At 39.2% G+C, this 12,210-nt stretch carries 10 protein-coding genes; 8 read left to right on the forward strand and 2 right to left on the reverse strand.

The window, feature by feature from the left end; translation table 11 throughout:
• Window positions 1–3 precede the first annotated feature (3 nt).
• The 6 genes from ACQ96U_RS10475 (at window position 4) to ACQ96U_RS10500 (ending at window position 6,414) form a co-directional block, all read left to right on the forward strand.
• The gene (locus ACQ96U_RS10475) at window positions 4–987 is read left to right on the forward strand and encodes a DMT family transporter (protein WP_431721197.1); all 984 of its coding nucleotides are present in this window, start codon (window positions 4–6) and stop codon (window positions 985–987) included.
• 3 nt (window positions 988–990) lie between these two features.
• Window positions 991–2,448 (forward strand): xanthine dehydrogenase small subunit, encoded by a 1,458-nt coding sequence (gene xdhA, locus ACQ96U_RS10480; protein ID WP_431721198.1) that lies wholly within the window; start codon window positions 991–993, stop codon window positions 2,446–2,448.
• A complete protein-coding gene (xdhB, locus tag ACQ96U_RS10485; RefSeq protein WP_431721199.1) occupies window positions 2,441–4,804 on the forward strand; it encodes a xanthine dehydrogenase molybdopterin binding subunit in 2,364 nt (787 codons plus the stop codon). The genes xdhA and xdhB overlap by 8 nt, the downstream gene beginning before the upstream one ends.
• Window positions 4,801–5,658: a xanthine dehydrogenase accessory protein XdhC gene (gene xdhC, locus ACQ96U_RS10490; protein ID WP_431721200.1), complete on the forward strand. Its 858-nt coding sequence runs from the start codon at window positions 4,801–4,803 to the stop codon at window positions 5,656–5,658. The genes xdhB and xdhC overlap by 4 nt, the downstream gene beginning before the upstream one ends.
• A gap of 146 nt (window positions 5,659–5,804) precedes the next feature.
• A complete protein-coding gene (locus ACQ96U_RS10495; RefSeq protein WP_431721201.1) occupies window positions 5,805–6,020 on the forward strand; it encodes a hypothetical protein in 216 nt (71 codons plus the stop codon).
• A complete protein-coding gene (locus ACQ96U_RS10500) occupies window positions 6,013–6,414 on the forward strand; it encodes a low molecular weight protein tyrosine phosphatase family protein (RefSeq protein ID WP_431721202.1) in 402 nt (133 codons plus the stop codon). Before ACQ96U_RS10495 ends, ACQ96U_RS10500 begins: the two co-directional genes overlap by 8 nt.
• 842 nt (window positions 6,415–7,256) lie before the next feature.
• On the opposite strand, the gene ACQ96U_RS10505 is transcribed toward ACQ96U_RS10500, so the two are convergent.
• Window positions 7,257–7,451, reverse strand: a complete 195-nt coding sequence (locus ACQ96U_RS10505; RefSeq protein WP_431721203.1) for a cold-shock protein — start codon at window positions 7,449–7,451, stop codon at window positions 7,257–7,259.
• Between the two features lie 178 nt (window positions 7,452–7,629).
• The gene (gene ptsP, locus ACQ96U_RS10510; protein WP_431721204.1) at window positions 7,630–10,140 is read right to left on the reverse strand and encodes a phosphoenolpyruvate--protein phosphotransferase; all 2,511 of its coding nucleotides are present in this window, start codon (window positions 10,138–10,140) and stop codon (window positions 7,630–7,632) included.
• Window positions 10,141–10,697: 557 nt separating this feature from the next.
• Here ptsP and ACQ96U_RS10515 point away from each other — a divergent pair.
• Together ACQ96U_RS10515 and ACQ96U_RS10520 are read left to right on the forward strand one after the other, a co-directional pair.
• On the forward strand, window positions 10,698–11,768 hold the full coding sequence (locus tag ACQ96U_RS10515) for a PTS fructose transporter subunit EIIC (RefSeq protein WP_431721205.1): 1,071 nt from the start codon (window positions 10,698–10,700) through the stop codon (window positions 11,766–11,768).
• Between the two features lie 93 nt (window positions 11,769–11,861).
• Window positions 11,862–12,185 (forward strand): PTS fructose-like transporter subunit IIB, encoded by a 324-nt coding sequence (locus tag ACQ96U_RS10520; protein ID WP_431721206.1) that lies wholly within the window; start codon window positions 11,862–11,864, stop codon window positions 12,183–12,185.
• The last annotated feature ends 25 nt before the right edge of the window (window positions 12,186–12,210 follow it).

The raw sequence follows: 12,210 nt of genomic DNA on the forward strand, positions 1-12,210 counted from the left end.
AACATGGCAATTTTAAAAACAAAACCTGAAGTGTGGTGGCGAAAGACGGAGCTAATGGGAGCATGCTGGATGCTACTTACTACATTGTTTATTTCATTATTTTTAGCTGCAGGAAAACTCGCACAAGGTAATGCATCAATTTTTCAAGTAGTGTTTTTACGCTATATAACTGGATTTATGACTGTTGTCTATTTGGTTACATTCCATGCAGGACTACCTTTACAAGAAGCTTTCAAAACGTCTCGGTTATCTATGAATTTGGTTCGTTCAGTGGCATGTATTGTTGGGATCACTTGTCTTCTTTATGCAACGATGGGAATGCCACTAGCTGATGTAAATGCTATAGGACTAACACAGAATATGTTTATTGTGTTACTAGCGGTGTTTTTTTTAAGTGAGCGTATTAATTTTTTACGATGGATTGCTATTGTATGTTGTGCTGTAGGTGCTTTATTGATTGCGCGAAGCCAGTCAGGAAGTGTTGCCAGTTTCCTCCAGCTTAACATTTTCGCCGTAATAGCATTGGTTGGTGCATTTCTTGTTGCCATAGAAATGATTTTTGTAAAATTAATGGCTGCACATGAACGAAGTTTGACAATGCTTCTTTATGTTAATGGCTTAGGAGTCGTTGGGCTTTGTTTACCAGCCATTGTAAATTGGCAACCAGTATCGGCATGGGAGTTAGCTTGTTTTAGCTTGCTAGGACCAATCGCAATAGCTGCACAGCTTTGTACGGTACAGGCTTACCGATGTGCTGATGCTTCATTTTTAGCACCAATAAATTATTGTGGCATATTATTTGGTGGGATTATTGGCTTTGTCGGTTTTGGTGAAATTCCCTCTTTAGGCACAGTAGTCGGTGCAATATTGATTGCAATGGGGGGGATTACATTGGTGAGAACAACGAATAGAAGAATGAAAACAAATAATAAAGGAAGTGTGCAGAATACGGATCTAAAACCACTTAGTGAGGCAAAAATTAAATAAAAAATGGATAATATTTCAAGAACAATACAGTTTATATTGGGCGATAAAGTACACACTGTTACCAATATTTCGCCATATATGACTGTGTTAGAATATTTGCGAAATTATCTTAAATATTGTGGTACTAAGGAAGGTTGTGGTTCAGGTGATTGTGGTGCTTGCACCGTCGTGACTGGCGAGCTGGTTCATGAAAAACTTTATTATAAATCAGTAAACGCATGTATTACTTTTTTAGCAACACTTCATGGCAAACAATTAATTACAATTGAGAACTTAACAGAGAATAATCAACTTCATCCTGTACAACAAGCGATGATTGATTTTAACGCATCACAATGTGGTTTTTGTACACCAGGCATTGTGATGACATTGTATGCACTTACCAAAAACTATTCTGTGCCCACTAAAAAACAAATTTTTGCAGCGTTAGCGGGTAATTTATGTCGCTGTACAGGTTATCGAGCAATTGTTGATGCTGCAGCAAATATTGGAAAACCAATGAGGTATGAAATAAATGCGGAATATGAATTGTATGTTATCAATAAGTTGAAGGAAATTGATACAAACGCTTTGCTGCATTTGACTAACGGAACAAATCATTATTTTGCTCCTAAAACCATTGAACAGTTAACAAAATTATTAACGCAATATCCTGATGCTTACCTTCTCGCGGGAGGTACGGATCTAGCTTTACAAGTAAAACAGAATCATATGTTTTTAAAAACAGTGATTTATATTGGAAATGTCAATGCGCTTAAATTTATTAAAAAACATGATAACATTTTGAGTATTAGGGCTGCTGTTACTTATCAGGAGTGTTTACCATTATTAAAGAAACAATCTCCTGAATTAGCTCAATTATTGGAGCGTTTTGGTTCTCAGCAGATTCGTAATCAGGGAACGATTGTGGGCAATATAGCTAATGCTTCACCAGTAGGTGATATGTTGCCTGCATTAATGGTGTTAGATGCACAATTAACATTATGTCAAGCTTGCAGTAGTCGACAGATTCCTGTAGCTGATTTTTTTCTTAATTATAAAGTCACGGATTTACAATCTGGTGAGTTCATTCAATCAGTAGAAATACCCGACGTTAAGCCAGGGTACCAGTTAAAAGTATATAAAATATCTAAACGAATTGATGATGATATATCTACTGTATTAGCTGCATTGTATTTAAAGATTGAAAACAAATTCATAAAAGACATATATATTGCTTTTGGTGGTATGGCAGCTATACCTAAACGGGCACATTGCTGTGAGAATGCATTGTGTAATAAGGTTTGGTCAGAAGAAACACTTGTAGTTGCAGCAGAACAGTTAGCTTGTGATTATGCCCCGTTGACTGATGTTAGAGCGTCAGCAAGCTATCGAATGCTAGTAGCTAAAAATCTACTTTGGAAGTGTTTTTTTGAAATAAATAATCCAGCCTCATTCAGCCGAGTAACAGATTATGCGTAAACTGCCTGATATTAAAGCCAAGCAGCCATCGGCAGCAATCAATGCTATAGTAGGCTGGCCTGAAAAACATGAGAGTGCATTTAAGCATGTTACAGGACAGGCCGTTTATATTGATGACCAATTAGAAATGAGTAATCAGCTATATGCGGCTGTAGGTACAAGTCAAATTGCTCATGGAAAAATTAGACAAATTAATTTAACGGAAGTTTATAAAGCAGATGGTGTCATTGCTGTTGTGACGGCAAATGATGTTCCTGGTCAGTTAGATATTGGTCCTGTTTTTCCGGGTGATAAACTATTAGCAAAAGATATTGTCGAATATTATGGCCAGCCTTTATTTGTGGTAGCAGCGTGCTCTTATCAACAGGCTTGTCAGGCTGTAAAATTAGCAAAAATAAGTTATGCGCCATTACCTGCGACTTTTGAGATTAAGCAAGCCTTAGAACAAAAAAGCTTTATACGTCCTCCGCATGTTATGCAACGTGGGAATGCCGCATTGGCGATTAATAATGCGCCGCATAAAATTGCAGGGAATTTAACCATTGGTGGGCAAGAGCATTTTTATTTAGAAGGCCAAATTGCTAATGTAATTCCAACTGAGGATGCTGGTGTTGTTGTGTATACGTCAAGTCAACATCCTTCAGAAATCCAAAGGTTAGTAGCTGAAGTTCTCAATATTCCATTCAGTCTTGTTACGGTTGAGGTTCGACGATTAGGTGGAGGTTTTGGAGGAAAGGAAACTCAAGCTGCTCCCTGGGCTTGTTTAGCCGCGATTTTAGCAAGAATAACTCAGCAACCCGTTAAACTTCGTTTAAATCGTCATGATGATATGGTAATGACTGGCAAACGCCATCCCTTTGCAAACAGTTACTGTGTTGGCTTTGATAATGACGGTCGTATTTTAGGTGCTGAATTTACGCTTAATGCCAACTGTGGCTATTCTCCTGATTTATCTGATGCCGTTGTCGATTGTGCTATGCTTCATGTGGATAACGCCTATTATCTTGATCAAGTCAAAATTGTTGGTAACCGTTGTAAAACACATTTAGCGTCAAATACAGCATTTCGTGGTTTTGGTAGCCCTCAGGGGATGTTAACTATGGAAGCGGCCATTGATGATATTGCGTGTTATTTGGGGAAAGATCCATTAACTATACGAAAAATTAATTTTTATGATGAGTCACCTCAACCTGCAAATAGAAGTATTACCCCCTATTATCAAATTGTGGAGAAAAATATTCTTCCCAAACTTGTAAACAATCTTGAAAACAATGCAAACTATCAACAACGTCGGATACAAGTACATGAATTTAATGCTGTAAATAAAGTGCTGAAAAAAGGTTTATCACTGACGCCAGTAAAATTTGGCATATCCTTTACGGTTAAACATTTAAATCAGGCCGGTGCATTAATTCATATTTATACTGATGGTAGTATTCACTTAAATCACGGTGGTACTGAAATGGGGCAGGGGCTTTTCACTAAAGTAGCTCAGATTGTAGCTGAAGAATTTCAAGTTGATAGGAGTAATGTTTTTATATCTGCAACTCGTACAGATAAAGTGCCAAACACAACTGCTACAGCAGCCTCTTCAGGCACTGATCTTAATGGTAAAGCAGCACAAAATGCTGCAAAAACGATTAAAAAAAGGTTAACTGACTTTATTGCTCAACACTTTGCTGTTGATAAAGATGAAATTACCTTTATTGACAATTATGTCAAGTTTGGTGAACGATCAATAAGCTTTAGCGAGTTAATACAGCTAGCGTATGTAAATCGAATTTCACTTTCTGCAACAGGGTATTACAGTACACCTAAAATTCACTATGACAGGGAAAAAGCTACAGGTCGGCCATTTTTTTATTTTGCAAATGGAGCCGCTGTTTCCGAGGTTATTGTGGATAGGTTAACAGGGGAATATAAAGTACTCAGAGTGGATATTTTGCATGATGTAGGTAAATCTATTAATCCTGTTATAGACACTGGCCAGATTGAAGGTGGGTTTGTGCAAGGTATGGGTTGGCTAACGACTGAAGAATTAGTATGGGATGATCAGGGGCAATTACTCACAACAGGTCCTGCTACTTATAAAATTCCGACAATAGGTGATATACCTGTAGATTTTAGGATTCAGTTATTTTCTGATACACCAAACCCTGAGCACACAATTTACCATTCAAAGGCAGTAGGAGAGCCACCTTTTATGTTAGCTATTTCCGTTTGGGCAGCTATTCGCGATGCTATTTCCAGCATATCAAATTATTCCATCAGTCCTAAGCTTGATACACCTGCGACACCAGAGCGAGTATTACAGGCCATTGATCAGGTAAGTGCTGAAAGTCAAGCAGGTGTATGATGGGTATAAGCTGGATAGAAGCTATTACGCAACTGAATGCAGCAGAAAAAGATTTTATTCTGGTGACCATGCTTGCAACTAGTGGATCTACTCCACGTAATGCAGGTACAAAAATGGTGATAACACAAAATGATATTTTTGATTCAGTGGGAGGAGGAAACTTAGAGTATCAAATAATCTCAGTGGCTCGAAAACTACTTAATGATGTAAATGTACAGCAATATATAGAATATTTTCCTTTGGGGCCTTCACTCGGTCAATGCTGTGGAGGAAGTACAGTTGTACTGTTTGAAAAGATTACAGAAAGTCGCGTTAATACTGTATTGTTTGGTGCTGGTCATGTAGGAAAAGCGTTGGTTACTATTTTAAGTGAGTTACCCTGTAAAATTTACTGGATTGATGCCAGAGAAATGATGTTTCCAATATCAATTCCTAGTAATGTTATGGTGATTAATAGTGATAATCCTGTGACTGAGGTGAGTGAAATGCCGGCTAATAGCTATTATTTAGTTATGACACATAACCATCAGTTAGACTTTTTGATTTGTGAAGCAATATTAAAGCAAAATAATTTCAGTTACTTAGGTCTAATTGGCTCAACAACTAAGTGGCAACGTTTTCAACAGAGACTAAAATATAAAAATTTTAGTGAAGAAATCATTGGTCGTATTCGATGCCCAATCGGTTTAAATGAGGTACCAGGAAAACGCCCCATGGAGGTTGCTGTTTCTATCGCAGGAGAAGTTATTAATCATTACCAAAAAAATCAGTCAGATCGAAAAAAACAACAATTTGTAAGTTGGAAAGAACTTAAACCACTTTGTCATGATAGAGAGAGAATCTATCCTTCGTAAAGTCAATTCATATTAAAGGTTGAGTCTACTTTGAAAAATAGTATACTTACCGCCCAATACTTATGGTTCGATGTAGGTAATACATCAGCGACCTCCTCTCCGTACTATCGCGGCTGCTGAACCCGATAAACGTTAGAGGCAATAATATGTTATACACTCGAGATAAAGCCTGGAGAAGGTTTAAAAATCGCATTAATCATAACAAAGGAATGGGTTCTGAAGACCTATGGAAGCCTGAAAAAAACTGGAAAATGGTATATCTTCGTTCTGAAAAGCTTGCTAGGGCAAGGCAGTTAGGGTTTCCGTATCCTCGCTTGAATACTCGACAACTTCTTGAAAATGAACTTTCGATCAATGACTAAACCTGTCAACCTATTATTTATTTGTAGTCGTAATCAATGGCGGAGTCCTACGGCAGAAGCCATTTGGAAAAACGATCCATTGTTTAAGGTCAGGTCGGCAGGTACCAGCCCGCGTGCGAAGAGAACAGTCAGCCCAGTGGATATCCGCTGGGCTGATGTTATTTTTGTAATGGAGAAAAAACATAAAAACAGGCTTCAGGCTGCCTTTGCACGTTTGCTTGAGCATAAACCAGTTTATGTGCTGGATATCCCCGATGATTATCAATATATGGACCCTGAGTTGATTGCTGAACTTGAAGAAAGGGTTAACGACTTGTTAAGTAAGCAAGAGATTGATGCTGAACTAAAATCTTTTCCATCCTCAGAAAATGAAGTTTTACAAGTAATTCGATAAAAATCTAGCGCTGTCTTCATAAGCCCCATATTTCTGGGGCTTTTTAATATAGAGGGAGTAATAAGGATTATTTTGTATAACCACACTGGTTTAAATCAAAAGACAGAAGGGTATTGTCTTTAGCTCAGAGTTATCTAGGATGTAGATATTAAAATGGGTACCTGAATGAGATGATAATCCTGGTTTTGTCAGAATTAATCCATTACCACCAGCTTTTTTGATAAATATTACAATGTATTTTTATACCGATTTAAGGTCTTTATATGAAATTGCTAATCATATTTGTTGAGGTCAATTGTATGTAAAAATAGTTCTTGATGAATTTAGATTGTGCCAATGCAGTGCATAAATTAATTTGTTCTTCCCGCAGCAGAAGACCATCCTGGGTCTCTACTGCTCACGATGCTCCCAACACCTGTTTCACAAACTAATTCAAGCACTGTAAACCCACATTTTTCTGTATTTTAAATATTATTAAATGAACATCTGTGGTATTTCGATGTGTACCTGTGGTTGACAAAGGCTGGATAACGTACGTCGAACTGTTTGCCGCAAGGATGGACAATCAAGTCTCCAGGGATGGATTCACGGCGTGTTTGAAGGGCGTTATGTAAAGCTTTAGGTCCTCATAAAACCTGTTCTTAGCACTTGCTCATTGATGAGCAATGTTTAAGCATCTTCCTGTCAAGGGAACGAATGCTGCTGTACAACCAATAACAGGGTAGGGTGGATGGGTTACAGGAAGGTCAGGATGGGTGATATGCTGATGATTGAGGGGTTGAAGTACCTAACGGTAGGTTTTGGCGATGTGCCACCTATCCAATAGGTACCTAATCGTTGTTTTAGTCCACAACTTGGACATTGATAGCACAAGGTCCTTTCTGGCTCTGGCCAATCTCAAACTCTACTTTGTCACCATCACGAGGCTCATGGCCTTGAATTTGTGATACGTGGAAAAACAGGTCTTTACCTTCGCTTGGAGTGATAAAGCCAAAACCTTTTGCTTCGCTAAAAAACTTAACAGTACCTGTGCTCATTCTAATCTCGCGTTTTAATGAATTCAGAAAGTCTTATAGAGGTTAATGGCCAATAAAGCAAATGATTTTTACTATTATTGCAGTTTAGAGTCAAATATCTGACCAAAGGGTACGAGGAATCGCTGCTACTTCCACTTTAATTGTAGAAGTATTTTCAAACTAAACCATTTAGGTGCTCTTAAGTCAGCTCTAATTCATGCTTTAATAATGACTCAATTTGCTCACTGTCTGTAGCTTTCATTAGTTGCTCTCTAAAATGTACATGCATTATTTTTCTTGCTAATTTCGAAAAGATTTTCATATGTTGATCCCCTGCCGCATGCTTATTTAGCGTTAGCATAATAATAAACTGAGCCTCCTCATCTCCCCACTGAATAGGGCGATCCAGCCGACATACACTAATCGCCGATTGTTCTATATGTTCACTTTTCGTATGAGGAATTGCGAATCCAAAACCTAGTCCAGTTGAGAAAACATCTTCTCGTGCCCAAAGGTCATCAGCGAGTTTATTAGGGTAGCGACAACGTCCAGTTAAAAATAAATTATCGGCAAGCGCTTTAATAACCTCTTCTTTACTTCGTAAATCTTGATCCAAAATAATACAATCCCTTGATACCATCGGTGCTTCTGTTTGGTCCATTCTGAACTGAGCCAATATATGCTCTACCTCTTGAACGGTACGGCATTGCTTGGCTTGATTAAGTAATTGTCGGCACTCACTATTATTCAGTTTAGCAATATGCTCTTTGGTTGCCGGAATACTGGGTGAGTTCATACTGATCTCATCTAACCCAAGACCAACTAATAAGGGCAAGACTGAACCTTTTGCGCCCAGTTCACCACATAAACCAATCCATTTACCATAGTGATGAACTTGGCGTACCGCATAATCCAGGGTGCGTAAAAAAGCTGGATTTAAACTATTATAATGTTGCACGACCTTACTGTTATCACGATCGACGGCCAATAGATATTGGGTTAAGTCATTTGATCCAATAGAGAAGAAGTCAACCTCTTTACAGCATTGATCTAAAATAAAAACCACAGACGGCACTTCCAGCATAATTCCTAAAGGTACTTTTTCTGCAAAAGCAACTTCATCTTTCCGTAACCCTTGGCGTACTTCAGCTAAAACATCTTTTACCCAAAGAATTTCTTCGAATGCAGAAATCATTGGAATCATAATTTTTAGATTGCCATGCACAGAAGCACGTAAAATAGCTCGTAACTGGGTTTTAAATAAATCTATAAACTCTGAGTAAATCCTCACGGCTCGATAACCAAGAAATGGATTATTTTCGGCAGGAATATTTAAGTAATCAACGGGCTTATCACCACCAATATCGATAGTTCGTACAATAATCGCTTTACCATCAGCGGCTTCACAAGCCTGGCATAGGATGTTATATAACTCATCTTCATCAGGTGGAGTATTTCTATCCATGTACAACATTTCGGTGCGAAATAATCCAACAGATTCCGCTCCGTTCACAAAGGCTTGTTTGGCTTCAACTGAATGGGCAATATTTGCTGCCACTTCCAATGGTTTACCATCTGCCGTATAGGCTGGCTGATTACGGAATTTTGCTTGCCTTTCGCTGACGATTGCTTTTATCCACTGTTCTTGCTGGTAATATCGCTCAATAGCCGTGTTCCGTTCAGTAATAACTACTCCTAAATTCCCGTCAATAATGATTAATTGGCGTAAAGAGCTGGTCAGTTGGTCTGCTTCAATGCCTACAATGGTGGGAATCGCAAAGGATCGTGCCAAAATAACGGTATGAGAGGTACTGCCGCCACAAGATAAAATGACTCCCTGTAGCATTGATTTATCGAGCTCTAAAAACTGACTCGGGGTTAAATCATCAGCCAATACAACCGTTGGCTCCGTTAATTGACTTTGGTTGGCAAAATGTTGGTGACTATAAATGCTTTGTAATAACTGATAACAAACGTCACGAATATCCAATTCACGCTCACGCATATAACGGCTAGCAGAATGCTTCATTCTTTCAGCAAAGTGTTTTACGGTAGCAATAATAGCGTCAGCACAACGGCCTCCAACGACCAGACTTTGGGATAAATGCTGTTGAAATTCAGGATCTTTGGCAATGGCTAAATGAGCTTTGAGTACCTCTTTTTCTGCATATTCAGCCGTATTAAACTGAATAGTAAGTGATGCTATCAATGTTTTGAGACCAGTATCTAGCTGTCGCTGTTCTTTATGATGAGACAGCGCAGTGGGCAAATCACCTAGATGGTCAAAATTAATGGTACCCATTGTGAGTAACTTTCCCTGGCCAATCCCCTCACTCACTGCTAGACCACGGATATAATTCACATTTAAATTGGTTAAATTTCGTGGTAATGGCTGCAATGTTTCAGAACTACCAGCTTGAGCTGAACTTAATGGCGCATCACAATGAACAAACTCATTACGAATAAACTGTGTTATTTTTTGCAGCGCTTGTTCTTCATCAAGACCCTCAATGCATAGCACACACTCATCACCCAATAGCGTATCAGTACCAATTAAAGCTAACACGCTTTTAGCATTACAGGTAATACCTGTACGCTTATTTTGCCAAGTAATATCAGCGTTAAATTGCGAACATAATGCTTCTATATAGCTTGCGGGCCTGGCGTGTACGCCATTAGCGAGTTCACAGGAAAAAGTGAAGGATTTCATTAGCAACTTATCCTTTTTTAACACTTAAGCATACTGCTTGTGATTTTATGTTCACGATAGGCAAAGCCATAGTCTACTGCTATTGGAAAATAATACGAAACACTAGACTTTTGTATGATTGTGGTTTTCTTATGATAAATATCAGTATTTAGTTGTGTTAGACCCCAGTTATAAATACCCAGGTGTTAAGGACTGGGGTTACCCTGAGAATAAAAATAATGCGAAAGGTCAATTTTTTGCTTTTATCTTACAAAAATCCAGTGAAAAGCACTTTTTTCCTCTAACTGGCAAACCACCTTGCTCTCTATAGTAGAGGCACAGTCAGCTGGCTTAACTGAAAAATAACGGCACGATTTATTGACCTGATAGGCTGCCAGAGAACGGAAGCTGTAACCGAAAGGTGCTTGTGAATAGAGCCCAAACGGCATAAAGCACAAGTCGTCTATCGCTTACATCACTGACAGTGGCTTTCAAGGATAAAGCCGGCTTAGCAGTGCTTATAAAATTAATGAAACATAATTAAAAAAACTATTTTTTGCCTACTCAAGGAGAGGTCTATGAAAGACTTAATCTCGATCTTGAAAGATACACGGCAACACTTAATGACTGGGGTCTCCCATATGATTCCGTTTGTTGTCGCTGGCGGTATTCTTCTTGCTGCGTCAGTCATGATATCTGGTGAAGGTGCGGTACCTAAAGAAGGCTCCTGGTTACACGATCTATTTTTTATCGGCGTTGCGGGCTTCAAGTTAATGGTACCTATGCTGGCAGCATACATTGGTTATTCCATTGCAGACCGTTCTGCACTTGCACCATCAGCCATTGCTGCATATATAGGTGCAGACATGTATAACACAGGCTTTTTTGGCGCTATTTTCGCTGGTCTGCTGGGTGGTATTGTGGTGTTTTACCTCAAGAAAATTAAAGTACCTGCCTTTGCCCGTTCCATCATGCCCATTTTTGTTATCCCAATTATTGGTACCCTGATAACGGCGGGCGCCATTGTATGGGGTATTGGCGAGCCTATTGGGGCTGGAACTACAGCCATGACTGATTTCCTCAAAGGTATGCAAAATGAGAGTATTGTTATTCTCGCGGTGATCATGGGATTGATGATTGCTTTCGATATGGGCGGCCCCGTTAACAAAGTCGCTTATGCTTTTATGGTGCTTTGTGTTGGAGAGGGGATAAACACTGTTGTTGGCTTTACTGCAGTGGCTATTGCTGTACCTCCCATTGGTATGGGGCTCGCCACCTTTTTCAATAAAAAGCTTTATGCTCCCAGTGAACAAGAAGCAGGTCGTGCTTCCATTTTAATGGGGACCATGGGGATTACCGAAGGAGCCATTCCTTTTGCAGCAGCAGACCCTATTCGTGTTTTACCTTCCATTATGACAGGCAGTGCCTTAGGTGCCGCCACGGCAGCTATTTTGGGCACCCAAAGCTATGCAGCATGGGGGGGACTCATTGTGCTTCCTGTTGTGGAAGGGCGTTTAAGCTTTGTGATAGCCCTTATGGTTGGCTCTGTTGTGACTGCGCTTATGGTTAACTTTCTTAAAGCCCGTCGACCTGTTCAGGAGGCTACAGTCGATACTGACGAACCTGAGTTGGAAATTGAAATCGGTTAATTTTTCCGGCTTAACCCAAGTTCAGTCTATAAACAAAATAAATAACAATCCGTTGAAATCCTCAAACTGAAGTATGATTTTATAAGGAAAATAATGATGACCCGTATCGTAGCCGTTACCGCATGTCCCTCAGGTGTGGCGCATACCTATATGGCAGCAGAAGCTATTGAGTCTGCCGCAAAAGCTAAAGGTTGGCAGTGCAGTGTCGAAACCCAGGGTTCAATCGGTATTGAAAATGAATTGACCCGTGAAGCTATCGCTGAAGCTGATGTGGTGATCCTGACGAAAGATATCGATATTAAAAATACTGATCGTTTTAAAGGAAAAACCATTGTTCATATTGGTATTAGTGATGCTGTTAAACGCTCGGCAGCCGTTATGGATAAAATTGCAGCTCATTTAACTTTATCCACATAGCAGGACAAAATCTACTTAGTGGAAT

It is taken from the genome of Zooshikella sp. RANM57 (assembly GCF_050749885.1).
GTDB lineage: Bacteria > Pseudomonadota > Gammaproteobacteria > Pseudomonadales > Zooshikellaceae > Zooshikella.

Excerpts from the sequence above, each read along its gene's own strand:
- ACQ96U_RS10475 (WP_431721197.1), top strand. The coding sequence starts at position 4 with ATGGCAATTTTAAAAACAAAACCTGAAGTGTGGTGGCGAAAGACGGAG.
- xdhA (WP_431721198.1), top strand. The coding sequence starts at position 991 with ATGGATAATATTTCAAGAACAATACAGTTTATATTGGGCGATAAAGTA.
- xdhB (WP_431721199.1), top strand. The coding sequence starts at position 2,441 with ATGCGTAAACTGCCTGATATTAAAGCCAAGCAGCCATCGGCAGCAATC.
- xdhC (WP_431721200.1), top strand. The coding sequence starts at position 4,801 with ATGATGGGTATAAGCTGGATAGAAGCTATTACGCAACTGAATGCAGCA.
- ACQ96U_RS10495 (WP_431721201.1), top strand. The coding sequence starts at position 5,805 with ATGTTATACACTCGAGATAAAGCCTGGAGAAGGTTTAAAAATCGCATT.
- ACQ96U_RS10500 (WP_431721202.1), top strand. The coding sequence starts at position 6,013 with ATGACTAAACCTGTCAACCTATTATTTATTTGTAGTCGTAATCAATGG.
- ACQ96U_RS10505 (WP_431721203.1), bottom strand. The coding sequence starts at position 7,451 with ATGAGCACAGGTACTGTTAAGTTTTTTAGCGAAGCAAAAGGTTTTGGC.
- ptsP (WP_431721204.1), bottom strand. The coding sequence starts at position 10,140 with ATGAAATCCTTCACTTTTTCCTGTGAACTCGCTAATGGCGTACACGCC.
- ACQ96U_RS10515 (WP_431721205.1), top strand. The coding sequence starts at position 10,698 with ATGAAAGACTTAATCTCGATCTTGAAAGATACACGGCAACACTTAATG.
- ACQ96U_RS10520 (WP_431721206.1), top strand. The coding sequence starts at position 11,862 with ATGATGACCCGTATCGTAGCCGTTACCGCATGTCCCTCAGGTGTGGCG.